The sequence below is a fragment of the Pseudomonas sp. S60 genome, assembly GCF_016647865.1.
GTDB classification, from domain to species: Bacteria; Pseudomonadota; Gammaproteobacteria; order Pseudomonadales; family Pseudomonadaceae; genus Aquipseudomonas; species Aquipseudomonas parafulva.
In genome coordinates this window covers 48,805-74,900 of record NZ_JACVVH010000013.1, presented here as the reverse complement: position 1 = coordinate 74,900, position 26,096 = coordinate 48,805, and the positions used below count along the sequence as shown (strand labels likewise).

The 26,096-nt window shown below is 64.3% G+C and carries 19 protein-coding genes; 13 read left to right on the top strand and 6 right to left on the bottom strand.

What is annotated here, in order from left to right:
• The first annotated feature begins 122 nt into the window (after positions 1-122).
• Entirely contained in the window at positions 123-1,286 is a 1,164-nt protein-coding gene (nosP, locus tag IAE33_RS08760) for a nitric oxide-sensing protein NosP (RefSeq protein WP_060481839.1), read from the top strand.
• On the top strand, positions 1,216-3,864 hold the full coding sequence (gene nahK, locus IAE33_RS08755) for a hybrid sensor histidine kinase/response regulator NahK/ErcS' (protein ID WP_442967357.1): 2,649 nt from the start codon (positions 1,216-1,218) through the stop codon (positions 3,862-3,864). Before nosP ends, nahK begins: the two co-directional genes overlap by 71 nt.
• Here nahK and IAE33_RS08750 read toward each other — a convergent pair.
• Together IAE33_RS08750 and IAE33_RS08745 are read right to left on the bottom strand one after the other, a co-directional pair.
• Positions 3,861-4,526 carry a response regulator transcription factor gene (locus tag IAE33_RS08750; RefSeq protein WP_028634292.1) on the bottom strand — a complete coding sequence of 222 codons (666 nt, stop codon included), beginning with the start codon at positions 4,524-4,526 and terminating at the stop codon, positions 3,861-3,863. The two genes, nahK and IAE33_RS08750, sit on opposite strands and share 4 nt — an antisense overlap.
• A gap of 58 nt (positions 4,527-4,584) precedes the next feature.
• Positions 4,585-5,145: a PQQ-dependent catabolism-associated CXXCW motif protein gene (locus IAE33_RS08745; protein WP_201163195.1), complete on the bottom strand. Its 561-nt coding sequence runs from the start codon at positions 5,143-5,145 to the stop codon at positions 4,585-4,587.
• Positions 5,146-5,295: 150 nt separating this feature from the next.
• Between IAE33_RS08745 and IAE33_RS08740 the strand changes: the two genes are divergently transcribed.
• The gene (locus IAE33_RS08740; protein WP_028634290.1) at positions 5,296-5,934 is read left to right on the top strand and encodes a response regulator; all 639 of its coding nucleotides are present in this window, start codon (positions 5,296-5,298) and stop codon (positions 5,932-5,934) included.
• Between the two features lie 6 nt (positions 5,935-5,940).
• On the opposite strand, the gene IAE33_RS08735 is transcribed toward IAE33_RS08740, so the two are convergent.
• Positions 5,941-6,600 carry a pentapeptide repeat-containing protein gene (locus IAE33_RS08735; protein ID WP_201163194.1) on the bottom strand — a complete coding sequence of 220 codons (660 nt, stop codon included), beginning with the start codon at positions 6,598-6,600 and terminating at the stop codon, positions 5,941-5,943.
• A gap of 61 nt (positions 6,601-6,661) precedes the next feature.
• Positions 6,662-8,557: a quinoprotein ethanol dehydrogenase gene (exaA, locus tag IAE33_RS08730; protein WP_033728068.1), complete on the bottom strand. Its 1,896-nt coding sequence runs from the start codon at positions 8,555-8,557 to the stop codon at positions 6,662-6,664.
• A gap of 252 nt (positions 8,558-8,809) precedes the next feature.
• On the opposite strand from exaA, the gene pedF reads away from it, so the two are divergent.
• The 8 genes from pedF to IAE33_RS08690 all read left to right on the top strand — a co-directional run bounded on the left by pedF (position 8,810) and on the right by IAE33_RS08690 (position 16,524).
• Positions 8,810-9,271: a cytochrome c-550 PedF gene (gene pedF / locus IAE33_RS08725; protein WP_201163193.1), complete on the top strand. Its 462-nt coding sequence runs from the start codon at positions 8,810-8,812 to the stop codon at positions 9,269-9,271.
• 62 nt (positions 9,272-9,333) lie between these two features.
• A complete protein-coding gene (locus IAE33_RS08720) occupies positions 9,334-10,044 on the top strand; it encodes a quinoprotein dehydrogenase-associated SoxYZ-like carrier (protein WP_236406313.1) in 711 nt (236 codons plus the stop codon).
• Between the two features lie 37 nt (positions 10,045-10,081).
• Positions 10,082-11,017: a quinoprotein relay system zinc metallohydrolase 1 gene (locus tag IAE33_RS08715; protein ID WP_201163191.1), complete on the top strand. Its 936-nt coding sequence runs from the start codon at positions 10,082-10,084 to the stop codon at positions 11,015-11,017.
• A 401-nt stretch (positions 11,018-11,418) separates the two neighbouring features.
• The gene (gene exaC / locus IAE33_RS08710; protein WP_028634284.1) at positions 11,419-12,939 is read left to right on the top strand and encodes an acetaldehyde dehydrogenase ExaC; all 1,521 of its coding nucleotides are present in this window, start codon (positions 11,419-11,421) and stop codon (positions 12,937-12,939) included.
• 132 nt (positions 12,940-13,071) lie between these two features.
• On the top strand, positions 13,072-13,143 hold the full coding sequence (pqqA, locus tag IAE33_RS08705) for a pyrroloquinoline quinone precursor peptide PqqA (RefSeq protein ID WP_080667878.1): 72 nt from the start codon (positions 13,072-13,074) through the stop codon (positions 13,141-13,143).
• A gap of 135 nt (positions 13,144-13,278) precedes the next feature.
• A complete protein-coding gene (gene ercA, locus IAE33_RS08700) occupies positions 13,279-14,442 on the top strand; it encodes an alcohol dehydrogenase-like regulatory protein ErcA (RefSeq protein WP_201163190.1) in 1,164 nt (387 codons plus the stop codon).
• Complete coding sequence (locus tag IAE33_RS08695; protein ID WP_201163189.1) at positions 14,426-16,153, top strand: PAS domain-containing hybrid sensor histidine kinase/response regulator; 1,728 nt, start codon at positions 14,426-14,428, stop codon at positions 16,151-16,153. Before ercA ends, IAE33_RS08695 begins: the two co-directional genes overlap by 17 nt.
• A gap of 137 nt (positions 16,154-16,290) precedes the next feature.
• Positions 16,291-16,524 carry a hypothetical protein gene (locus IAE33_RS08690; protein WP_154660085.1) on the top strand — a complete coding sequence of 78 codons (234 nt, stop codon included), beginning with the start codon at positions 16,291-16,293 and terminating at the stop codon, positions 16,522-16,524.
• 42 nt (positions 16,525-16,566) lie between these two features.
• Here the strand turns inward: IAE33_RS08690 and IAE33_RS08685 are convergent, their stop codons facing one another.
• Positions 16,567-17,424 carry an SDR family oxidoreductase gene (locus IAE33_RS08685; RefSeq protein ID WP_201163188.1) on the bottom strand — a complete coding sequence of 286 codons (858 nt, stop codon included), beginning with the start codon at positions 17,422-17,424 and terminating at the stop codon, positions 16,567-16,569.
• 159 nt (positions 17,425-17,583) lie between these two features.
• Positions 17,584-18,915, bottom strand: a complete 1,332-nt coding sequence (gene nhaA / locus IAE33_RS08680) for a Na+/H+ antiporter NhaA (RefSeq protein ID WP_201163187.1) — start codon at positions 18,913-18,915, stop codon at positions 17,584-17,586.
• A gap of 215 nt (positions 18,916-19,130) precedes the next feature.
• On the opposite strand from nhaA, the gene IAE33_RS08675 reads away from it, so the two are divergent.
• Positions 19,131-23,462 carry an NEL-type E3 ubiquitin ligase domain-containing protein gene (locus tag IAE33_RS08675; RefSeq protein ID WP_201163186.1) on the top strand — a complete coding sequence of 1,444 codons (4,332 nt, stop codon included), beginning with the start codon at positions 19,131-19,133 and terminating at the stop codon, positions 23,460-23,462.
• 97 nt (positions 23,463-23,559) lie between these two features.
• Positions 23,560-25,914 (top strand): FdhF/YdeP family oxidoreductase, encoded by a 2,355-nt coding sequence (locus IAE33_RS08670; RefSeq protein WP_201163185.1) that lies wholly within the window; start codon positions 23,560-23,562, stop codon positions 25,912-25,914.
• Positions 25,915-26,096: the final 182 nt, after the last annotated feature.

Sequence of the window (26,096 nt, the reverse complement as noted above, 5' to 3'; positions counted from 1 at the left end):
CGGTTAAGCGCGGCAGCCGCAACTACAACCATCGAAGCCCCCACCCGCTACCCAAGTAGCATTCGTGCCCCGGCGCGGGCTTCGTACACTGACCGTTCAGCCAGCCCATGCCGGAGACCACGATGCAGCAGGCGCACAACGAGGGCGTGGTCAGCGCCATGTCCCAGGCCAGCGATGCCCGCCTGGCCGCCCAGGAACTGGCGCGTCAACTGCTGCATCCGCACCTGGGGTTCGTGCTGTTTTTCTGCACGGCCGAGTACGACCTGCCGACGCTGGCCGAAGCCCTGGAGCAGGGCTTCGGCGGCATTCGCCTGGTGGGCTGCACCAGCGCCGGTGAGATCACCCCGCAAGGCTATGGGCGCAATTGCGTCACGGCGGTCGGTTTTGACCACCGCCACTTCTCGATCGCCGCAGAGTTGATCGACGAAATGGAGCGCTTCAGCCTGATCGACGCCCAGCAGACGGTCGAGCGGCTGGTGAGTTGCTGTCGCAGCAACACCCTGGCGCCTATCAAAGGCCACAGTTTTGCGCTGACCTTGCTCGATGGGCTGTCCAGCCGCGAAGAGACAGTGCTGGCAGCCTTCAGCGCAGCTTTGGGTGACATCCCGCATTTTGGCGGGTCGGCCGGGGACGACAACTACCTCACCCGTACCCACGTGTACTACGCCGGGGCATTTCACACGGGGGCAGCCGTAGTGGTGCTGGTCAACACCTGGCTGGATTTCGAGGTGTTCACCACCCACCACATCCTGCCCCGGCAGGACAAACTGGTGGTTACCGGCGCCGATAGCACCCAGCGCAGGGTCTACGAACTGAACGCCGAGCCTGCCGCCGAGGAATATGCCCGGCTGATCGGTGTGCCGGTGGCGGCGCTGGACCACCGTGTATTCGCCGCCCACCCCTTGGCCGTGCGCATGCACGACCAGCATTACGTACGGGCCATCCAGCAGGTGCACGCCGACCTGAGCCTGAGCTTCTACTGCGCTGTGGAAACCGGCATCGTGCTGACCGCCATGACCCCAGGCCCGCTGTTGCCGAACCTGCATCAGCTGTTCGAAGGCTTGCAGCAGCGCCTGGGCCCGCTGTTGCTGACCATTGGTTGCGACTGTTTTCTGCGCCGCCTGGAGCTCGAGGGCCAGCGCGGCCTGGAGCCGGTCGGGGCGTTTCTGCGCGAGCAACGGGTGATCGGCTTCAACACCTACGGAGAACAGTTCAATGGCATGCACATCAACCAGACCTTCACCGGCGTTGCCATTGCCCGCAATCACCCCCCCATCGGTCGATGAGCTGCACGCCGAAATCGCTCGGCTGCAGCACGAAAACCACAAGCTGCAGCGCATCAATGGTGCGCTGATCGAGCGCATCGAAACCGGTGCCACGCGGGGCAACGGCCCGTATGCGGCGTTCCAGCACTCGGTGGTGCTGGCCGAACAGGTGCGCGAGCGTACCGACGCCCTCAACCAGGCCATGGCCGAGCTCAAGGCGGGCAACCAGTTGCTCAGCGAGGCCCGTTTGCGCGCCGAAACGGCTCACCAGCACTTGGTCGATGCCATCGAAAGCATTTCGGACGCCTTCGTGCTGTTCGACCTCAACCTGCGCATGGTGCTGTGCAACAGCCGCTTCAAGGCATTCTGGGCCAACCGACGGGTACGCATCATGGCCGGCATGCGCCTGGCCGAAGTCAGGCGGTTGATGGCCAGCAGCGGGTTGTTCAGTGAAGAGCCGCGCGGCCATGCTGAGGAGAACGTGCTGTACCGTCAACACAACGGCCGCTGGTTGCAGGTGAGCGAGCGGCCTACCTGCGATGGTGGACGGGTGATCCTGTTCACCGATATCACCGAGGTCAAGCAGAGCGAGACCCTGCGCCGCGAGCAGGCGTTGGCGCAGAAGTCGCACCTGTTGCAACGGGCGGTGGACAACCTGTCCCAGGGCGTGGCCATGGTCAATGCCGAGGGTGTACTGGAGCTGTGGAACCGGCGTTTTCTGGAGCTAAGCGGCCTGGCACCGGTGGCTGCACACCGCCCCTTCGCCGACGTGATCGCCGACAGCGAATTGCGGCTGCTTACCCCCGACAGCCGTGATGCGCACGGGCGCGTGCTGCACGAGTGCGAACAACGCCTGTTCGGCGGCCGCATGCTGGAGATCCGTACCCACCCGTTACCCACCGGCGGGTTCGTCAATACCTTCACCGACATCACCGAGCGTTACCAGCATGCTGAAGCGTTGAGTGAAAGCGCCCGCTGGATCCGGCTGATTACCGATCATGTGCCGGCCCTAATCGCCTACCTCAACGCAGACCTGGTCTACGAGTTCACCAACAAGGTGTACGAGCAATGGTACTGCTGGCCCAGTGGCCTGATGTTGGGCCAGAGCCTGCGCGAAGCCCACAGCGAGCAACACTGTCAGCGCCTGGAGGCCTATGTGGCACGTGCCCTGGCCGGGGAGAGCGTCACGTTCGAGTTCGCCGAAACCAACACCAGCGGCCAGGAGCGCTACATGTTGCGCTCCTATGTGCCCAACCGCCTGGCGGGGGGGGAGGTGGTGGGTATTTTTGTGCTGATCCGCGACATCACCGAGCGGCGCAACACCTCGCAGGCATTGCACCAGGCCTACCAGCACCTGGAGCTGCGCGTGCGCGAGCGCACCGCCGAACTGACCTCGCTCAACGGCCAGCTGCTGCGCGAAATCGACGAACGCCGCCGCGCCGAGGCGCGGCTGCAAGAAGCCAAGCGCGAGGCCGAGCAGGCCAACCTGTCGAAAACCAAGTTTCTGGCGGCTGTGAGCCACGACCTGCTGCAACCGCTCAATGCCGCACGGCTGTTCACCGCGGCCTTGCTCGAACGCCGCGACCCACAGGCCAGCGCGCACTTGGTGCGCAACGTCAGCAACTCGCTGGAGGATGTGGAGAACCTGCTGGGTACACTGGTAGACATTTCCAAGCTCGACGCCGGGGTGATCAAGGCCGATATCGCGCCCTTCGCGCTGGCCGAACTGATGGACAACCTGGCCGCCGAATATGCCCAGGTGGCGCGCAGTGTAGGCCTGGCGCTGCACTTCGTGGGCTGCTCGGCGGTGGTGCGCAGCGATATCCTGCTACTGGCGCGGGTGCTGCGCAACCTGCTCAGCAATGCCATCCGCTACACCCCGTCGGGCCGGGTGGTGCTGGGTTGCCGTCGCTTGCGCGACCGGGTGCGCATCGAGGTCTGGGACAGCGGTATCGGGATCCCCGAAGAGCACCTGGAGGAGATGTTCCAGGAGTTCAAGCGCGGGGCCGTGCAGCGGCCCGATCAGGACCGTGGCCTGGGGCTGGGGCTGGCGATCGTGGAAAAGATCGCGGGCATTCTGGGCCACCGCATCGCGGTACGGTCATGGCCTGGCAAAGGGTCGGTGTTCGCCGTGGAGGTGCCGTTGAGCGCTGCTGCACCCAAAGCACCGCTGGCCCAGGCCGTGTGCGAGCCGATGCTTGAGTGCCTGCGTGGCGCCCAGGTCTGGGTGCTGGACAACGACGCCGCCATCTGTGCCGGCATGCGTACGTTACTGGAGGGCTGGGGGTGCCGGGTGGTTACCGCGCTCTCGGAGCAGGACCTGGCCCGCCAGGTAGACAACTTCCACGCCCATGCCGACTTGCTGATTGCCGATTACCACCTGGACAACGACTGCAACGGTGTGGATGCGGTGGCGCGCATCAATGGGCGGCGGGCACGGCCACTCCCAGCGTTGATGATCACGGCCAACTACAGCAATGAGCTAAAGCAGCAGGTACGTGAGCTGGGCCACACGCTGATGCACAAGCCGGTGCGGCCCATGAAGCTGAAAACCGCCATGAGCCATTTACTGGCCCTGCATCAGCCCCCGCGCGCCTAGCGGCGCAGGTAGTCGGTAAAGTCGATGTCGCCGGCACTGAGAATGGCCTGTACCCGGTTATGCACGTTGAGCTTGCGCAAGATCGCCGAGACGTGGGCCTTTACCGTGGTCTCGGCAATGTCCAGGGTGTAGGCGATCTGCTTGTTCGACTCGCCCTTGGTCATGCGTTCGAGCACCAGCAACTGCTTGCGAGTCAAGGCTTGCAGCATCTCCGGCGGGAAGCTGGGGGCATCGCTCAGGCGCCGGCTGGTGGTGCTTTTTTGCGCACGAATGATATCGGGGGGCAGGTACACGTTGCCGTTCAAGATCTGCTCGATGGCCTCGATCATCTGCCCGCGTGGGGAGGACTTGGTGATGAACCCTACCGCACCGTAGGTAATGGCCTGCAGCACGATCTGCTTGTCCTGTTCGGCGGACACGATCACCACCGGCGTGGTGGGCGCCTCGTTGCGCAAGGTGATCAGGCCGTTCAGGCCGTGCATGCCCGGCATGTTCAGGTCCAGCAGGATCAGGTCGAGGTCGTCATGCGCCTGGGTCAACGCCAGGGCGCTGTCCAGGTCGGCGGTTTCCATCACCTCGGTGCCCTGGAAACCGTCGCTGATGACGTTGTGGATGGCTTCTCTGAACAGTGGGTGATCGTCGGCGATCAAGATTTTGTACATGGCCTTTTCACCTTTTTGTTATTGGATGACCCGGGCACGCTCAGGCATGGCGGCAGTTTCAAGGGAACGGCACAGGTTGCGCGGGTTGCACGGGCAAATTGGCCTGCTGCCACGCATCCACGCCGTCGCGGTACCAATAGAGCGTGCTGTACCCCAGCCCTGCAGCGCGTTTTACCGCGTTCCAGCTCAGCCAGCAATCGGACCGGCAATAGAACACCAACGGTTGCTGAGCCTGGCCGGCGGTGGCCCGTTGCAGGTTTTGAGCGAAATAGGCCTGCCAGGCCGGCGTCAGCTGCCCATCGCCTGTGTTGGCCAGCCACAGGCTGCCCGGCAGGTTGGCGTGGGGCTCATCCTCGATGAAGCGGCCCTGGAGCCACTGGCGGCGGTAGACGTCGATCAGCACAGGGCGTGGCTGTTGGTTCAGCAAGTGCTGCAAGGTGGCAGTGTCAATGACTGTGCCACCTGCAACCTCCTGGGGCGTAGGGCTGCGGTACAAGGTGGCGCGGTAGCCATCGGGCGTAAACAGCGCGGGCGTTTCGGCGTGGGCGCCGCCCGGCGAGAGGCATGACGCGGCGGCGGCCAGCAGGAGGCATGGCAGCCGGGGCAGGGCACGTGGCATGGTCAGATCCTTCTTGTTATAGCGCCATTACATGCCAGGGCGGCGCAATTGTGAATGCGACGATCAGACGGCCCGGGCAGTACCAAAGTAGTAGCCAATACCCGGCCGGGCGGCCCTACGATGGCCAGAAAGTCGCGCAGGAGTGTCGCCATGAATATCGTGCTGGTAGATGACCACGCTGTGGTCCGCCGTGGCTATGCCAGCCTGCTGCTCGCAGCGTTCCCCGCGCTGCAGGTGCGCGAAGCGGCCAATGGTGAAGAGGCGCTGGCCCGGGTGCATGAGCAGGTGCCCAACCTGGTCATCATGGACTTTGGCCTGCCGGGCATCAGCGGCCTGGAAACCCTGCGCCGCCTGCGTCAACGCCTGCCTCAGTTGCGGGTGCTGTTTTTCAGCCTGCACGACGAACCCCTGATCGTGCGGCAAGTGCTGGATGCGGGCGCAATGGGTTATGTGACCAAGCAGGCCGACCCGCACGTACTGGTCGAGGCCGTGCAGCGGGTCATGGCCGGGCACGCCTACATCGAGCAGCCGCTGGCCACGCAACTGGCCTGCGCATCCCAGCCAAGCGCCCAGGACCCACGGTTGCAGCGTATGACCCAACGGGAGCTGGAGATCTTCATGATGCTGGCCAACGGCACGCCGACGCGGTCCATCGCAGGCCAGCTGTGCATCAGCACCAAGACCGTCTCCAACCACCTCACATTGCTCAAGAGCAAACTGCAGGTCAGCTCCCATGCCGAACTGGTGCACTTGGGCATCCAGCTGGGCGTGGTAAGACTAGCCGGTTGACGGGGTTCAATGGTCCCAACTGTCGGGGCAGCCGCTGCAGCCTTGCATGTCGGCATCCTGGAAGTTGCCATAGTGCTGGCGGGCACCGGTGAGGTCAGCGCGGGCGAGGTTGCTTTGGCCGAGCTTGGCCTCCTGCAGGTTGGCATCGTTGAGGTGGGCACCCTGTAGGTCGGTTTTGCTCAACCAGGCCATTTCCAGGTCGGCGGCCTGCAGGTTGGCTTGCTGCATCTTGGCGCCGGTCAACCGCGCGAACTGCAGGTAGGCCGCGCTCAGGTCGGCTTTTTCGAACTGCGCGCCCTGGGCGAACAGGCCCCAGCCCTGCACGGCCATCAAGCGTGCGCCGCTGAGGTCGGCCAGACGCAGGTTACTCTGCTGCAGGCTGGCGCGGGTCAGGTTGGCGCCTTGCAGGCGAGCTTTTTCCAGGTTGGCGAGGTCCAGCCGCGTATGGCGCAGGTCGGCATCACGCAGGTCGGCACCGGCCAGGTTCATCTTGCGCATATCCTGGTTGGCCAGTTTGGCGCCGCGCAGGTTTGCACCGGGGCACTGGCTGGCTTCGGCGATCACGCAGCCGTTGATCACCAACGGTTCATCGCCACCGTCGTCGTCCGCCTGGGTGGCGAATGCGGGGCTCAGGGCCAGCAGCAGGGCGAGTGGCAGGTAGTTCATGGTCGAGGTCTCCTGGCTTGCAGAGGCATGACGGGGGCAGGCATGCCCGCCCCCTGCAGGGTCAACGCTGCGCGGTCTTGTTGTCCCAGCTCGGGATCTTGAACACCCAGAACGACCCACCTTGTGCCACGGGTTTGGTCAGCTCGGCCATGTCGCCACCCCACAGCGGCACCGCGCCGCCGTAGCCCACGGTAACGCCGATGTACTGCTCGCCATCCTGTTCCCAGGTGATGGGCGGCGAGACGATGCCGCTGCCGGTCTGGAATTTCCACAGTTCCTTGCCGGTCTTGGCGTCGAAGGCTTTGAAGAAGCCGTCGCCGGTGCCGGTGAACACCAGGTTGCCCTTGGTCGCCAGCACCCCAGCCCACAGCGGCAGGTGCTCCTTGTGTTCCCACACCAGCTTGCCGGTGGTGGGGTCCATGGCGCGCAGGGTGCCGACGTGGTCTTCATACATGCGCTTGATGCGGAAGCCCATGCCCAGGTAGGCCGAGCCCTTCTTGTAGTTCACTTCCTCGGTCCAGTATTCCTCTTTCCACTGGTTGCCGGGGATGTAGAACAGGCCGGTGTCCTGGCTGTAGGCCATGGGGTTCCAGTTCTTGCCACCCAGGAACGGTGGCGAAACCTCGACCGGTTTGCCTTTGGTTTCACCCGGCAGCGGTTTGGCTGGGCGCTGGCCGGGGTTTTCCACCGGGCGGCCGGTCTTCAGGTCGATGTGGCTGGCCCAGGTGATGTTGTCGACGAAGGGGAAGGCGTTCTGCAGCTTGCCGTTGTTGCGGTCCACCACGTAGAAGAAACCGTTGCGGTCGGCGTGGCCAGTGGCCTTGACCACCTTGCCGTCCTTGTCCTTGTAGTCGAACAGCACCAGCTCGTTGTTGCCAGAGAAGTCCCAGGCATCGTTAGGGGTGTGCTGGTAGAACCATTTCACCTCGCCGGTGCTGGGGTCCACGCCCACCTGACCAGAGGTGTACAGGCTGTCGAAGTCGTGCGGGTTGCCGTCCTTGGAGGTACGTGCCCAGGTATTCCAGGGGCCGGGGTTGCCGGCGCCGACGATGATGGTATTGGTCTCGGCATCGAAGCTTGCGCTTTGCCACGGTGCACCGCCGCCATGGCTCCAGGCTTCAACCTTGCCGGTCTCGGTGGTGGGGTCGTCGGGCCAGGAGGGCGCCTTGACGTCACCGGTCGGGGTGCTGTCCTTGCCGTTCAGGCGGCCCATGTGGCCTTCGACGAAGGGCCGCATCCACACTTCTTCGCCGGTTTCCGGGTCGCGGGCGAACAACTGGCCCACCACGCCGAACTCATCCCCGGAACTGCCGTGGATCAGCAGCACCTTGCCGCTGGTCTTGTCCTTGATCAGCACCGGTGCGCCGGTCATGGTGTAGCCGGCGCTGTGGTCGCCGAACTTCTTGTTCCAGACCACCTTGCCGGTGTTCTTGTTCAGCGCGATGACGCGGGCATCCAGCGTGCCGAAATAGATCTTGTCGCCGTAGATGGCGGCGCCGCGGTTGACCACGTCACAGCACGGGCGGATGTTGTCTGGCAGGCGATGGTTGTAGGTCCACAGGCGCTTGCCGGTCTTGGCGTCGAGAGCGAACACCCGCGAATACGAACCGGTGACGTACACCACGCCGTCGCTGACGATGGCCTGGGACTCCTGGCCGCGCTGCTTTTCGTCGCCGAACGAGTACGACCAGGCCGGCGTCAGCTTGAACACGTTCTTGTCGTTCACCTGGGCCAGTGGGCTCCAGCGCTGGGCATTGGTGCCCATGCCGTACTGCAGCACATCGGTGGTGGTGAGGTGGTCGTTGGCGATGTCTTCCCAGGTCACGTTCTTGGTGGCAGGTGCCGCGGGTGGGGTGGCCGCCGTGGCCGCTGTCCCCATGGCCAGGCTCCCGGCCAGCAACAGGGCCCGCACGCTCAGGGCCAGGGGGGAAGGGGCGGGTAGCGATCTTGTTGTCATGGTTGCAATTCCCTGTGGAGTTTTGGCCAGCACAGGGTGGTCCTGCGTGAGGTCTGGGCATAGGGAGAAAGTCCCGGTGAACACGGGAAAACTTCCCATTGCCCACCTCTTTTGGCCCTTCGCCACAAGCCCTACTACCAACGGACGAGGCCCCGGCCACCAAAGCAGCATTCGGGCCTTGCAGGGCGGTTTCTAGTATGGCGGCACGGCCTCTGTGGTTGAGGCTTTGCGTGCAACCGTGAGGGCATAACAATGAAAACCAAACGCAACGTCGTGCTTGCTTCAGGCCTGTTGGTCGGCGCGCTGGTGGCCGGAACGGCCTGGGCCCATGGCAATGTGGTGCCCGAGGCCGTGGAGACCAAGGGCCTGACCCCGGTGAAGGATACCGGCGCCGCCCTCGACGATAACGGCTGGGCCACGGCCAACCCTTACCGCACCTCCCCCGAGCACGACAGGGCGGTGGAGATCGGCGCTTCTGCCTACAACCAGAACTGCGCGGCTTGCCATGGCCTGGAGGCGAAATCCGGTGGCATCGCCCCGGACCTGCGCATGCTCGATGCCGGTGATGCCGGGGACGAATGGTTTGTGGAGCGCGTGCGCAACGGCGCCGTACGCGATGGCCGGGTGTACATGCCAAAAATGGCTGACTACCTGAGCCAGGAAGCCCTGTGGGCCGTGCGTACCTACCTCGACAGTGTTCACATCGAGGAGTGACGGCCATGCGGCTGGTCGGGCTGCTGCCCACATTGCTGCTGTGCTGCCTGGCAAGCGCCGCCATGGCGGACGACAGCCGCGGCAACGCCGACCCGGTGCCTTCGGTGATGTGGGCCTTTTACCACAAGCAACTGCTAGGGCAGGGCGCGTTTGTCTTCGATGAGCGGGTCAAGCTGCTTGCGCCGCCGTTTGCCGAAGATGCCCGCCAGGTGCCGCTGGAAATCGACGCCCGGGCGCTGGGTGCGGAGGTGGTGCGGATCATCGCCTGGGCCGAGCTCAACCCCTTGCCCCGCATCGTCGACTTCGAACCCGGCCCGGGCGTGCTGCCGTGGCTGTCCATCCGTATCCGCATCGAGCAGGCAACGCCGTTACGCGCGGCGGTACTCACCCGCGACGGTACCTGGCATGTGGGCTCGGCCCTGATCGACGCCGCCGGCGGTGGCTGTACAGCACCCAGCGTGGTGCGCACGCAACCCGGCTGGGAGGAGCACTTGGGTGAGGTACTGGGCGGGCGTTACCCACGTGGGGCCGGCGACCGGCTGCGGGTGGAGGTGGCGCACCCGATGGACAACGGGCTGGTCAGTGGCATCCCTGAATTCTTCATCGACCATGTAGAGTTGCAGGACGCCCAGGGCCAGGTTCTTGCCACGCTGGCGCTGTACCCGGCGGTGAGCGAGAACCCCAACCTGGGCTTTGATCTGCAGGGTCACGGGCTGACCCGGTTGGTATTGCAGGACAACAGCGGCAACCGCTTCGAGGCCGCTGTGCCGTGATGCCATGCCTGGCTTATGACTAACGGGGGAAGCCGTCATGCGTTGGATGCTATTGCTGCTGGTGGGCCTGGGCTTGCCCGCCCTGGCCGACCTGCAATACCGGCTGGCACCCCGGCAGATCGCCCAGGGCACCTGGTTGCTGGAGGGCAGTACCGACAATTTTGCCAAGGACAATGGCGGCAACGTGGTCAACACGGCCTTCATTGTCACTGACAGCGGCGTTGTGGTCATCGACACCGGGCCCTCGAAGCGTTATGGCGAGGCGCTGCGCCAGGCCATTGCCAGCATCACCGACAAACCTGTGGTCGAGGTGTTGCTGACCCATCATCACCCCGACCATGTACTGGGCAATCAGGCCTTTGCCGACGTGCCCATCAGGGCCTTGGCAGGCACCACTGAACTGCTGCGCCAGCAGGGCGATGCCATGGCCGAGAACATGTATCGGCTGGTCGGGGACTGGATGCGCGGCACCGAAGTGGTGCTGCCAGCACACGTGCTGGAACCTGGGCTGCACACTGTGGGAGGCCACCGCTTGCGCCTGCTGGGGCTGGCAGGCCACACCGGTGCCGACCTGGCGATTTTCGATGAAACCACTGGTGTGTTGTTTGCGGGTGACCTGGTGTTTTATCAACGCGCCTTGACCACGCCCAGCAGCCCAGGGCTTGGCACCTGGCTGCAAGACCTGGACACCTTGCAGGCGCTGCCCTGGAAGCAGCTGGTACCGGGCCATGGTCCGCTGGCCAGCGATCCGCAGCCTTTGGTGCAGATGCGTGATTACCTGGGCTGGCTGGATGGGCTGATGCGCGAGGGTGCCGCGCGTGGGGATGACATGACCGAGGTGATCCGCACACCAATCCCTGAGCGGTTCGCCGGCATCCGCCTAGCCCGGTATGAGCTGATCCGCAGTGTCAGCCACCTGTACCCCCTGTATGAACGGCGGGCACTACAGCGTGTGGATATCAAACCCGATTAAGCGGGTTGATCGGTACCAATGCGAGAGCAACGGTTTTGCATAAACCCCAAAGTTGGCGCCCCCCCTGTGGGATCAACTGTCTTCCACAAGATCTCAAAGTCGGCGCAATCACTGTGGGAGCGGGTTCACCCGCGAACACCGGCGAAGCCGGTGCCATGCACCGCGCTGCCTGCTTCGCGGGTGAACCCGCTCCCACAAGGTGGATTGCGCCAGCATTCAGAGTTTTTTGGAAGACAGTTTCCACAGGCTCTTGGGTTGCCTGTGATTGGAACCCGCCGCACGCGCCTACGACCAAATGACGAGCCGCCCCCTGCCAACGATGCATTCGCCCCCCTGCGCAGGCTTCATACCATCGCTGCATCGCCTGTCGCTGGACAGGCATCGACCCGCAGAGGCTCAGCATGATCTACGCACAACCCGGAACCCCAGGCGCCGTCGTGTCCTTCAAGCCACGCTATGGCAACTTCATCAACGGCGAGTTCGTTGCGCCGGTGGCTGGGCAGTACTTCACCAACAGCTCGCCCGTCAACGGCCAGCCCATTGCCGAATTCCCGCGCTCCACGGCCGCAGACGTGGACAAGGCCCTGGACGCTGCCCACGCTGCAGCCGATGCATGGGGTAGAACCTCGGTGCAGGACCGTGCCCTGGTATTGCTCAAGATCGCCGACCGCATCGAGCAGAACCTAGAGCTGCTGGCGGTGACCGAGACCTGGGACAACGGCAAGGCTGTGCGCGAAACCCTCAATGCCGACGTGCCCTTGGCGGCGGATCACTTCCGCTACTTCGCCGGCTGCATCCGCGCCCAGGAGGGTGGAGCGGCCGAGATCAACGAAGGCACGGTCGCCTACCACTTCCATGAGCCCCTGGGCGTGGTGGGCCAGATCATCCCCTGGAATTTCCCGCTGCTGATGGCCGCCTGGAAGCTGGCACCGGCGCTGGCTGCCGGCAACTGCGTGGTACTCAAGCCGGCCGAGCAGACGCCGTTGTCGATTACCGTGTTCGCCGAGCTGATCGCCGACCTGCTGCCGGCAGGGGTGCTCAACATCGTGCAAGGCTTCGGCCGCGAGGCAGGGGAGGCGCTGGCCACCAGCAAGCGCATCGCCAAGATCGCCTTCACCGGCTCCACCCCGGTGGGTTCGCACATCATGAAGTGCGCTGCTGACAACATCATCCCCTCTACCGTGGAGCTGGGCGGCAAGTCACCCAACGTGTTCTTCGAAGACATCATGCAGGCCGAGCCTGCGTTCATCGAAAAAGCCGCAGAAGGCCTGGTACTGGCGTTCTTCAACCAGGGGGAGGTGTGCACCTGCCCCTCACGTGCGCTGATCCAGGAATCGATCTACGAACCCTTCATGGCCGAGGTCATGAAGAAGATCGCCAAGATCACCCGTGGCAACCCGCTGGACACCGACACCATGGTGGGCGCCCAGGCATCAGAGCAGCAGTACGACAAGATTCTTTCCTACCTGCAGATCGCCCAGGACGAGGGTGCGCAGTTGCTCACCGGTGGCAGCGCGGAGCGGCTGCAGGGGGACCTGGCAAGCGGCTACTACATCCAGCCGACCCTGCTCAAGGGCGATAACAAGATGCGCGTGTTCCAGGAGGAAATCTTCGGCCCGGTGGTGGGTGTAACCACCTTCAAGGACGAGGCCGAAGCCCTGGCCATTGCCAATGACAGCGAATTCGGCCTGGGCGCCGGTGTGTGGACCCGCGACATCAACCGCGCCTACCGCATGGGCCGGGGCATCAAGGCCGGGCGCGTGTGGACCAACTGCTACCACCTGTACCCGGCCCACGCTGCCTTTGGTGGCTACAAGAAGTCTGGCGTGGGGCGTGAAACCCACAAGATGATGCTCGACCACTACCAGCAGACCAAGAACCTGCTGGTGAGCTACGACATCAACCCGTTGGGCTTCTTCTGAACTTCTTCTGAAGTAGTGCCGCCGCCTGTCCCTGTCGGGGGAAAGTTCGTTCCAAAGTAGCATTTGGCCGTGACGCCCCCCGTGCATTAATGCCGTTACCGGAATCGCCCGGCACAAGAAGAGGACCTGCCCATGTGGACCCGACCCGCCTATACCGACTTGCGCATCGGCTTTGAAGTGACGATGTATTTCGCCAACCGTTGAGGCATCAGGCACCGGCCGTCACGACGGCGGCCGGCGCCGGCCACACGCCTGGTTGGCACTTTGGTCTGGTTGCTTGCGCTGGGGGATGCATTACGCTGGCAGCTACCTTCCAGAACAATAAGAACAGGCTTGCCCATGAGCCAGAGTTTCAGCCCGCTTCGCAAGTTCGTCTCGCCTGAAATCATCTTCGGTGCCGGTTGCCGGCACAACGTGGCCAACTACGCCAAAACCTTCGGCGCGCGCAAGGTACTGGTGGTCAGTGACCCCGGCGTGATCGCTGCCGGTTGGGTCGCGGACGTCGAGGCCAGCCTGCAGGCGCAGGGCATCGACTACTGCCTGTACAGTGCGGTATCACCCAACCCCCGGGTTGAAGAGGTGATGCTCGGGGCCGACATCTACCGCGAGCACCACTGCGATGTGATCGTTGCGGTGGGTGGCGGCAGCCCCATGGACTGCGGCAAGGCCATCGGCATCGTGGTCGCCCATGGCCGCAGCATTCTCGAGTTCGAAGGGGTGGACATGATCCGCGTGCCCAGCCCACCGCTGATCCTCATCCCGACCACTGCCGGTACATCGGCGGATGTGTCGCAGTTCGTGATCATCTCCAACCAGCAGGAGCGCATGAAGTTTTCCATCGTCAGCAAGGCGGTAGTGCCCGATGTGTCGCTGATCGACCCGCAGACCACCTTGAGCATGGACCCCTTCCTGTCGGCCTGTACCGGCATCGATGCGCTGGTGCACGCCATCGAGGCGTTCGTTTCCACGGGTCACGGCCCGCTGACCGACCCCCATGCCCTGGAAGCCATGCGCCTGATCAATGGCAACCTGGTGGAGATGATCGCCAACCCCCGGGACATTGGCCTGCGCGAAAAAGTGATGCTGGGCAGCATGCAGGCGGGGCTGGCGTTTTCCAATGCCATTCTGGGCGCGGTGCACGCCATGTCACACAGCCTGGGCGGCTTTCTCGACCTGCCTCATGGGTTGTGCAATGCCGTGCTCGTCGAGCATGTGGTGGCGTTCAACTACAGCTCGGCGCCGGAGCGGTTCAAGGTGATTGCCGAGGTGATGGGCATCGACTGCCGGGGCCTGAACCACCGGCAGATCTGCGCGCGCCTGGTGGAGCACCTGATCGCCCTCAAGCACGCCATGGGCTTCCATGAAACCCTCGGCCTGCACGGTGTGCGTACCAGCGACATACCGTTTTTGTCCCAGCATGCCATGGGCGACCCGTGCATTCTCACCAACCCCCGCGCGTCCAGCCAGCGCGACGTGGAGGTCGTGTATGGCGAGGCCCTCTGAGGAGCAGCAGCGGGCGCTGGCCGGGTTGCTGGGCCTGGGTGACCACTCGGCGCGCAAGAGCCATTACCCTGAGCTGGCGGCCCGGCTGGATGAACTGGAGGCCGAGCGAAACCGCTACAAATGGCTGTTTGAAAACGCAGTTCATGGCATTTTCCAGGCTAGCCTGGAAGACGGCATGCGCGCCGCCAACCCGGCGCTTGCGCGCATGCTGGGGTATGACGACCCGCAGGCCGTGCTGTTCAGCCTGAAGGACCTTGCCGCCAACCTGTTCGTCGGCGGCGCTCAGGAGCTGCAGGCGATTACCGCCACGCTGGCCCGCGAGCACAGCCTGCATGGCTACGAAACCCGCCTGCGGCGCCGGGACGGTAGCCCTGTCGATGTGCTGATGAACCTGCTGCTCAAGCCCGGCCAGCAAGCCTTGGTCGAGGGGTTCGTGGCCGATATCACCGAGCGCAAGCTGGCCCAGCAACACCTGCAGCAGCTCAATGACCAGCTTGAGCAGCGGGTAGCCGCCCGCACCGACGAGTTGCTGGAGGCCAACCGCAACCTGCAGCAGCAGATTGCCGAGCGCAAGCAGATTGCCCGGGCGCTGCGTGATGCCAGGGACGCCGCGCAAACCGCCAACCGCAGCAAGGACAAGTATTTGGCTGCCGCCAGCCATGACCTGCTGCAACCGCTGAATGCCGCCCGGCTGCTCATCTCCACCCTGCGCGAGCGGCAGCTGCCCCAAGCTGAGCAGGTGCTGGTGGAGCGCACCCACCAGGCCCTCGAAGGCGCCGAGGATTTGCTTACCGACCTGCTGGACATCTCCCGCCTGGACCAGGCGGCGGTGAAGCCGGACATTGCCGTGTATCACCTGGAGGCGCTGTTCGCGCCGCTGGTGTCGGAGTTCCGCTCGGTGGCCGATGCAGCAGGCATCCCGTTGCGTGCCCGGTTCGGGCAGCATGCCGTCAGCACCGACCTGCGGCTGATGACCCGTATCTTGCGCAACTTGCTCAGCAACGCGTTCCGCTATACCGCCGAGGGCCGGGTATTGCTGGGGGCAAGGCGCCGTGGGCGGTACCTGCGGCTGGAAGTATGGGACACCGGGCGGGGCATCGCCGAAGATCGTCTGGGGGCCATCTTCCTTGAGTTCAATCAGCTCGATGTGGGCCGCGCTGCCGACCGCAAGGGCGTGGGCCTGGGGTTGGCGATCGTCGAGCGCATCGCCAAGATCCTCGGCCATTCGGTTCAGGTGCGCTCCTGGCCGGGGCGGGGCTCGGTGTTCAGCATCGAGGTGCCATTGGCCGACGCACTGCCAGTGGAGATTCCCCCCTGCCAGATGCTGCCGGTGGCGGGGGATCCGCTGCCGGGGCGGCGCCTGCTGGTGCTGGATAACGAAGCGAGCATTCTGCAAAGCATGGGCGCGTTGCTGGGCCAATGGGGGTGCGAAGTGGTCACCGCCACCGACCAGCAGGCTGCCTTGCTGGCCTTGCAAGGCCAGGCGCCTGAATTGATTCTGGCCGACTACCACCTCGACCATGGTGTGCTGGGCTGCGATGTGGCTTGCCGGCTGCGGGCGCATTTCGCCCAGCACATCCCTGCGGTAGTCATCACGGCGGACCGCAGCGACCCATGCCGCAGGGCGCTGCAGGCGCTAGGCATGCCGATACTCAACAAACCGGTCAAGCCGGGCAAGTTACGGGCGGTGTTGAGCCAGTTGCTGGCCTGACGCTATTTGGCTGACAACGTCAGGGAATTGTCAGGGAATTTTAAGGTTGGCATGGATATCTCATGTAAAGCGGGCACGGCGCAGCCGGGTTGACCTTGCAGCTGCTCGCAGTTGAACAAGAACAATAGGGGGCTAACATGAGTTGTCTGATATGCGCGGGGCAGGCCGAGTCCATCGAGTGCAGCAGTGGCTGGGAGCAGCGCCAATGCGCGGTGTGCGGGTGTTACCGAATGTCCCAGGACCTGATACTGGCAATGATGGAAGAAGGGCAGATATTCGATACCGTGCGCATGCGCGAGTGGCTGATGGCCAACCGAAGCCTGGTGCCTGTGCCCTGCATCGATCACCCCCAGGCCATTCTGATGCCGTGATGGCGTGTGCAGGCAAGCCATTAAGGCTTGCCTGGCGTCGCTCTACAGGATTGGCTTGCCGCCAGTGACGGCATAACGCGAGCCGCTGATGTAGCTGGCCTCGTCAGACCCCAGGAGCACGTAAATAGGGGCCACCTCAACTGGCTGGCCCGGGCGACCCATGGGGTAGCCAGAGCCGAAGTTTCTAACGGCCTCATCGGGCATGGTGGCGGGGATCAAGGGTGTCCAGATCGGGCCCGGTGCCACGCTGTTCACCCGCACCCCGCGCTTGGCGAGCGATTGCGCAAGGCCTGCCGTGAAGTTGGCGATGGCGCCTTTGGTAGCGGCGTAGGCCAGCAGCGATGAAGACGGGTCGTCCGAGTTGACCGAGCTGGTGTTGATGATCGAACTGCCCTTGGGCATCGACGGCAGGGCAGCCTTGCAGATGCGGAAAATCGCGGTGATGTTGGTGTCGAAGGTTTTTACCCATTCATCATCGTCGATGTCTTCAAAGGCCTCGTGGGCCATCTGGAACGCTGCGTTGTTCACCAGGATGTCAATGCGCCCGAACTGGGCGACGGTTTGCTCGACGATAGCCTGGCACTGCTGCTTCTGGGCCAGGTCGCCGGGTAGCAGCAGGCACTTGCGCCCGGCTTCTTCCACCCAGCGGGCAGTTTCCTTGGCGTCTTCGTGTTCGTCCAGGTAGGAAATGGCCACGTCGGCCCCTTCGCGCGCATAGGCAATGGCCACTGCACGGCCTATGCCGCTGTCGCCGCCGGTGATCAGGGCCTTTTTGCCCTCCAGCCGGTTATGGCCCTTGTAGCTATGCTCGCCGCAATCGGGTACCGGCTCCATCTTGCGCTGGGAGCCTGGTACGGCCTGGGGCTGGGACGGGAAGGGCGGAGTAGGGTATTCGCGCATGGTAGAAGCTCCTGCAGTTGAGAATGCTCATACCTGTTCGAATGGGTAGCGCCGGTTGCGTTGATTCTGATTGGGGTTGGCACGACAAGCGGTGCAGGGGCGGGTTGCCGGCCGGGCAGTGAAACCCGCTGCGCCTCGGCGCAGCGGGCACGTCGCGGGTCAGGCCTTGCGTACCCTCAATATTCCCCACACCAGCCCCAGTACCGCGGCGATGACGGAGGCTGAGAGCACACCCAGCTTCGCCGCCCCGAGCGTTGCCGGGTCGATGAAGGCGAGGTTGGCGATGAAGATCGACATGGTGAACCCGATGCCGGCCAGCAGGCCGATCAAGGTGATGCCGCTCCAGGTGACGCCTGCGGGCAGCGAGCACAACCCCAAGCGCACCATCAGCCAGCTGACACTGACGATGCCGACGGGCTTGCCCACTACCAACGCCAGCATTACCGCCAGCATCACCCCGTGAGGCGCTTGGGCACCCAGGTCTACGCCCCCCACGCTGACCCCGGCATTGGCCAGGGCAAACACCGGCATGATCGCGTAGGCCACCCACGGGTGCAGGGCGCTTTGCACGCGAACCACAGGCGGCAGCAGTTCCCGTTGCGCCAGGCGCAGGTGCTTGAGCGGGCTGAGCAAGTCGCCAGGGGCCTGGCGGGCGTTGTGGGCGCGGCCTACCAGTTCCTGCGTGAAACGGGTCACCGCTTCGAGTGGCGTTTCGCGCATGGGGCGGGCAGTGACCGGGGTCATCAGGCCCAGCACCACACCGGCGAGCGTCGGGTGGGCACCGGTCATCAGCACACCCACCCAGGTGATGGCGCCCGGGATGACATAGGCGTAGGCGGAGCCGACACCGATGCGCTGCAGCCCTACCACCAGCGCAAGGCCCAGGGCGGCGACCGCGAAACCGCTGTAATCCAGCCCGCCGGAGTAGAACACGGCGATGATCAGCACGGCGATGATGTCATCGATGATCGCCAGGGCCAGCAGGAAAACCCGCACGTTGGACGGGATCGACTTGCCGAGCAAGGCCAGTACCCCAACGGCGAATGCGATGTCGGTGGCGGTCGGTACCGCCCAGCCCCGCTGCTCGTCAGCTGCGTGGCCAAAGCCCAGGTAAACCAGTGCCGGCACGGCCACTCCGCCAATGGCGGCAACCATCGGCAACGTTGCCTGGCGCAGGCTGGCCAAGGCGCCTTCATGGATCTCGCGGCGGATCTCCATGCCGACCACCAGGAAGAAGACGGTCATCAGCCCATCGTTTACCCAAAAGTGCAGCGGTTGGGCGTACACCAGCGAACCTATACCCAGGGTTATCGGGGTGTGCCACAGGGCTTCGTAACTGGCAGCAGCCGGTGAGTTGGCCCAGACAAGGGCGGCGATGGCAGCGATCAGCAGGACGACGCCACTGACCGCCTCGATATGAAGGAATTGCTCGAAACGGGCGAAAGCACGTTCGGCCAATTGCTGGGCTCGGGGCAGTTGGGTGTTATGCATAGGCGCAGGAACTCCCGCATGGCGGCCCGACCTGCGTAGTTTTTTAACCTGCATCACTGCACCACGCAGCTAGCACCCGGGCGCGATTGTAGCGGATGTGGTGGTAGGAGGGGAGGGTAAGCTTGCAAGGTATTTCTGATGCGAGCGTAGATAGATACCGCTGCACCGGCGTGTGATACAGGCTCCATGTGGGTTTCGCCATGACGGAGCTCACCATGGAGACACTTCCTTTTGCAGATACATCTGTCGATACCTTCATTGCCAGCCGCTTGCCAGCGTGGCTGACCAAAGCTACTGCCGAGCAGTTGACGGGGCTGCGGCAGGCGCTTGCCGAGCAGCAGCGCGCATGCGAGGCCGTTCAGGCGTTGCTGCGCCAAATTCAGCCACTGGACACCTTCGCCAGTGCACTGCTCAGCGAGGCGCTGGCCAGAAAGGTGCAGCCGCCGCTGGACGTTCGCCTCGCCACCCTGCGCCGCGCCGTGCATATCCGTTACCCCTCCAGCGTAGGGCTGGCGCCCGACGGTATTGTCCCCGTTACCTTCGAGCAGAGTTTGCTCGCCTGCGCACTGCACAATTTCACCTTGCATGAAACTGCCGAAACAGCCTGGTTGCAGAGCTCGACGTTGCTCGACGCACAGGCCCAGCCGATCGCCTGGCGGCCCCGGGCATTCGCCGGCCTGTGCCGGTCACTGGATATAGGGGCCGCCTATCAGCAGCACCTAAAGCAGGTGTTGCTGGCAGACAACACCCGCCGTCACCAAACCGAGGCGGTGCTGGAGGAGGGTTGGCGCGCCCGGCTGGTAGCTGCCACGCACATGGCCCGCGCTCAAGGCAACCTGGATGGGCGAGCAGTTGCGCTTGTGACGAACGCCGTACGTGCATCCAGTGACTCGACAGGGTGGGCTGCCAACGAGGTCCGTTTGCTCGGCCGCCAGATGTGCGGTCTGGTGGTGTTCGAGGAGCATGACGATGCCTCGACGCTGCAGCGCATTGTTGCCTGGGTGCCGGATGATCCCGCAGGTGCGATGTGTACCTATGCCTCCTGGGCACTGTGGTTCAGTGCGTTGGGCGCACGCTTGCGCGACCCCGGTTACCGAAGGTTCTTCGAGCGCTTCATCAAGGAACAGGACCGCGTCCCTTTCAACCAGGCGTTGCAGCGTTTGCTGGCCACCGGAGGCGCGCAGGACGCCATCGAGCTTGATGGGCGCTGGCAGCGTATCGAGGGGCCACTGTGCGCCCACCTGCGCCAGGTGCAGGTAGACACACTGCTGGAGGACGCACAGACACTGGCCGTACCTACCACCAAGGTCGACAGCGTAGAGCGCGACCGCCGCATGCACTGGCTAAAAGGGGTAGGGCTCGACGCGCTGGGGATCGCCAGTTTTTTCATCCCGGGGCTGGCCTTGCCCTTGCTGGGGCTGACCGCAGTGCAGTTGGCGGACGAGGTGTACGAAGGCTACCAGGACTGGGCGTTCGGCGACCGCGAGGCGGCCTTGGCGCACCTGATGGCAGTGGCCGAGAGCGTTGCGATGATGGCAGGCGGTGCGGCGGCCGAGGCAGTGGCCGTCAAGCTGGCGGCGCGGGTGGCCGCAGTGGACGACCTGGCCCCTGTGCGCCTCTGGAACGGCGAACTGCGCCTGGCCCGCACCGACCTCCCGGGCTACGCAGAGCCCGAGCAGACGCTTGCACATGGGCAGCGGGGCACGCTCCAGGGTCGGCTACATGTGTCTATCTCGAACAAGGCGTACCCGCTGGGTGACGACAACCACGTGCCGACGCTGATCCATCCGTCACGGCCCGACGCGCCAGCCATCACCCTGCACGATAACGGCGCGTCCGGCGTCCGGCATGGGTTGGAACGCCCCCAGGACTGGCAAGGGGCAGGCCTTTTGGTGCGGCGCCTGGGGGCCAACCTGGGGGCGGTGAGTGATGCGTTGGCCAAGCGGCTCTTGCGCACGGTGGCCATGAACGAAAACCAGGTGCGCCTGTTGCACCTCGAAGACGCCCCCGCACCTGCGCGGTTGTGTGATGCTGCTCAACGCCATGAGCTGCATGAGTGGTTCCCCAGGCTGCGTGGTGAGGCCTTCGAGGCCCACTGGCAGCACATGCAGGGCACACCCAGCCGCGCCGCGCAGCCGTTGCATCGCGACTTTCCCACGTTGTCTACCAGGGCCGGGCGCGCGCTGGTGGAGCACGCCAGCGGCAGCGAGCTGAGCCAACTACTGGAGCAGCAGCGGGTTCCGCTGGCCATGGCCGAGCAGGCGCGCTGGTTACTGCGTGACGCCCGGCTGGACAGGGCCTGTGCGGGCTTCGAGCAGCCGGCGGCAGCCACCACCGACACTGAGCAGCTGGCCCTGGGCCTGGTAGATGACCTGGCGCCATGGCCGGCTGGGGTACAGGTTCAGGTACGCGACACTCGGCTGCAGGGTGATGTGCTTGCGCGGGTAGGCAGTGCGACCGCCATGGAAACGCGCTGCCTGGTTCGCACGCCCCAGGGTTACCTGGCCACCGACAGCGAGGGTGTCGCTCGGCCCGGCGCGCTGGCGAGCGATGACTTGTTCCAGGCCTTGTTCTGGCACCTGGATGCTGAACAGCGTCAGGCTGTTGCGGGGGTTGACGCCTCATCTCGCGGCCTTGCCAGCGCCCTGGCGGACCGCGCAAGCGCCGACCGGGATCAGGCAGCCAACTTGTTGGCAATGGCGCCCGTTGCCGGAGGGGTACGCCCGCCCAGGCGGCTGGGCGATGGCCGCCTGGGTTACCCACTCAGCGGGCGGGCGGAAGGCTCACGCCGCGCCTTGCTGCACGGTTACCAGCAGGTATTCCCGACGCTGAAGGATGTGGACGTTGAGGCCTACCTTGAAACCGTGCGGTTGCGCGGGGACACCCCGTGGGACCACTTGCGGCACCTGCATCAGTGCTTGCTGGACCTGAACGAAAGCCTGGCAGCCTGGCGGCGCGAGGCAACCGCAGCACCGCTGGCGGAGCGTCGCCGGCAGATTGCCCGGCGCATTCGCCACTGCTGGCGGCGCAAGCGCCCGGACGCTGACGGCCAGTACCGTCTGGTCATCGACAGCGAGCGCATCGACAGCTTGCCGGTGCTTCCCGAAGCGATCACCTTCGAGCACGTCAGCCAGGTGTCCATCCGGCGTGCCCACCTACACACCATCACCCCGGGTTTCTTGCAGCGCTTTACCCAGATACAGGCCCTTGATCTGAGTGAAAACCTGCTGGGCGGTATTCCAGATGGCCTGCAGGCCTTGACCCAACTCACGACGTTGTCACTGGCCCGAAACCAGGTGGTGATCGATGAGGCTGGCCTGGCCAGGCTCGCCGCCTTACAGCGCCTGCGCACGCTCGACCTGTCGTACAACCCCATCGCACTTCTGCCCCCGCTTGGCAGCCTGCTCAACCTGCAGCGTCTGTCGCTGCGCAGCACCGGCCTGACCGAGTTGCCGGTCGAGGTCTACATGCACCCCACCCTTGAAGACATCGACCTGCGCGACAACCGTGTCGAGGACATGAGCCCGACCCTGGCCCATTCCCACAGGCGGCTTGCCGGCTTGAGCCTGCATGACAACGCCATGCCTGATGAAGCCCAGCAAACCCTGCGCGAAACGTTGGGGGCGCAAGGCACGGCCATGCTGCCCGTGCGCAGGCATGGGCCGGGGGGCCAGGAGTCGCTGGAGCGTTGGCTGGACGGTCTGGAGGCCGCTCAGCGTGGGGTTCGCGAAACGCGCTGGGCCCAGTTGTCACAAGAACCCGGCAGTGATGACCTGATGCGCTTCATCCACGACCTGGGCCGTTCAGCAGATTACGAGTACCAGGGCATGGACTTGCGCAGACGCATCTGGGCGCTCATTGAAGCCTGCGTGGAAAACACCGAGGTGCGCCAGGCCATGTTCCAGCAGGCAGCAGGGCCCCGCACCTGCTCAGACCAGATGCTGCTGATACTGAGCCTGCTGGAAGTGCGTGCACTGGTGGTCACGCGTACCGCCGGTTTGGCAACGTCCGACATCGGCTCGGCACTGGTGCAGCTTGGCCGTGAGCTGTATCGCCTCGACGAGGTCGACCGGGTGGCCAGCCAGCACATCGAGCAGGCCCGCGCTGCCAACCCCTATGGCCTGCACGATGAAGTGGAAGTCCACCTGGCCTACCGCGCCGCACTGGTCAGGCCACTGGGGCTTCCGGCGCAACCGCGCTACATGTATCACCGGTTGTTTTCCAATGTCAGCGAAGCCCAGCTGCAACGGGCGGCCAGCACCATCCTGTCGCAGGAAACCGACACCAAGGTCGCGCAGTCGCTGCTGGAGCGGCCTTTCTGGGTGGATTACCTGCACGCCACCTGCGCCAAACACTTCGAGGTGCTTAACCAGCCCTATCACGACCGCCTCGAAGCGCTGCTGGAGCAGACCCAGGCGTCGGCCGAAAAGCCCACGCTCGACGCCATTGGCGCGCTGGCAGAGGAACGCGCCAAGGCCGAGCGCAAGCCTATGTTGGGGCTGACGTTGCAGTGGGTCATGGGGCATCCCTGGGTCGGCTCTGCCTGAGCCCAAGGCTGGCGTAGCGGGGCGCCAGCCTGCGCCTTGAACTTTTATCTATCGTCACTTCTCGAAATATTCAGACATAACTTCACGCGAGGCGGCCATGTCGCTCATCCACCCTCAAGCGCGTTTTAAACCCTATGAAGATGCCGCAGGAGGGTGGGGGTCAGCGCGATCGGTCATGGCCATCCTCTGGCGTGAACAGGTCATGGCTTCGGGGTCGCTTGCCCTGGTCAAACAGAACAAACCCAAAGGCTTTGCCTGTGTCAGCTGCGCGTGGGCCAAGCCCGGCGACCCCCATGCCCTTGAGTTCTGCGAGAACGGCGCGAAAGCGACCGCGTGGGAAATCACCCGCCACCGTACCGGCCCTGAGTTCTTTGCCAGCCACACGCTCGCCCAACTGCGAACGTGGAATGACCATGACCTCGAACGCCAGGGCCGGCTCACCCACCCACTGCACTATGACCCGGTCACCGACCGCTACAAGGTCACCACCTGGGAGCAGGCTTACCGCGAGATCGGTCAACAGCTGCGAGGGCTCACGCCTGACCAGGTGGTGTTCTATGCCTCAGGGCGGGCATCGCTGGAAGCGTCCTTCATGTACCAGTTGTTCGCTCGCGCCTACGGCACCAACAACCTTCCGGACAGTTCCAACATGTGCCATGAAAGCACGTCGGTGGGGCTGCAGGAGAGCATAGGCGTGCCAGTGGGCACGGTGACCCTCACGGACTTTGAACACACCGACTGTATCTTTTTCTTCGGCCAGAACGTGGGCAGCAATAGCCCGCGCATGCTGCACCCGCTGCAGGAGGCCCGCAAGCGCCATGTGCCGATCGTCACCTTCAACCCGCTGCGCGAGCGTGGGCTTGAGCGCTTCGTCAACCCGCAGTCTCCCAGCGAGATGCTTGGGCCGCAGTCGACAGTCATCAGCACCCAGTACCATCAGGTGAAAATCGGTGGCGACCTGGCGGCGGTGACCGGCATCATCAAGGCGCTGCTGGCCATGGAGCAGGCGGCGCTCGAACAGGGCTTGCCAGGTGTACTCGATCACGCATTCATCGAGGCGCATACCGAGGGTTTTGCGGCTCTTTGCCGGGAAGTGGAGGGCTATGACTGGGACCTGCTGGAGCGTCATTCAGGCATCGGCCGCGCGGCAATGGAAGCGGCGGCGACGGTGTACGCCCGCAGTAATAACGTGATGATCGTCTACGGCATGGGCATGACCCAGCATCGCCACGGCGTCGACAATGTGCAAATGCTGGTCAACCTGCTGCTGCTACGGGGCAATATCGGCAAGCCTGGCGCAGGGATATGCCCGGTGCGGGGGCACTCCAACGTCCAGGGGCAGCGCACGGTCGGTATTACAGAAGACCCGTCCAAAGTGCCTGCAGACAAGCTACAGGCATTGTTTGGGGTGCAAGTGCCCGAGCAAAAGGGCATGGCGACGGTTGACTGCTGCGAGGCGCTGCTGGCCGGCCAGGTCAAGGCCTTCATCGGCCTGGGCGGCAACTTTCTGCGGGCCATCCCCGACACACGGCGCATGGAGGCTGCGTGGCAGCACCTGGCACTGAATGTACAGGTGGCCACCAAACTCAACCGCACCCACCTCTTGCCCGGCCAGCAGGGCTGGTTGCTGCCTTGCCTTGGGCATATCGAGATCGACCGCCAGGAGGGCAGGGTACAGGCCTACAGCACCGAGGACAGCACCGGTGTGGTGCGGGGCTGGGAAGGCACCACTGAGCCTGCCAGCGAGCACTTGCGCTCTGAAGTCGCAATCATCGCAGGGTTGGCTGAGGCCACACTTAGCGCAGATCACCGCATACCATGGGACGAATGGCGGCACGATTATGCCTTGGTGCGTACCGCCATCAGCCAGGTCTACCCGGAAATATTCCACGACATGGAGACCCGCATGTGGCAGCAGGGCGGCTTCCACCGCCCGTTGCCGGCGGGTCAACGCCAGTGGAAGACCCCCTCTGGCAGGGCCCAGTTCGTGGCGCCGCAGCAACTGGAGGCTGACGAAGACGTGCAGGTCAGCCCCCATGCGCACAATGTGCTGCAATTGATGACGTTGCGCAGCAATGACCAGTTCAACACCACGGTGTACGGCTATGACGACCGCTTTCGTGGAGTGAAGGGCACCCGCAGCGTGCTGTTCATGAACCGCAGCGACGTGGTGCGCCTGGGGTTCGCGCCGGGCGACTGGGTGTTGCTGCGCACCGCGGTCGAACCGCAGGTGCTGCGCGAAGCGGGGCCCTTGCAGATCATCGCCTACGACATACCTGAAGGGTGTGCCGGGGCCTACTACCCGGAATGCAACCCATTGGTGCCGCTCTGGCACCACGCTCAGCGGAGCAAGGTGCCTGCAGCCAAGTCGATACCCGTTACCTTGCACGCTAGCCAGCCGCTGGAAGACCAACAGACCCAAACGATCCGTATCGCGGACCAAGTGGTGTGAAGACGCTGGGCAAGTGGCCGAAGCGTTCAGCTCCACTTGTCCGGATTTCCACAAGATGGCTGAACGCTATCGGCTCCCCGGCCCCTCAAACCTGCAAGGGTGACACCTTGCGGCGAGGGCTGCGCGGCGGCACCCAGGTTGCCTTGTTACGAACACCCTAACCGTCCACAGAGACGACCGGA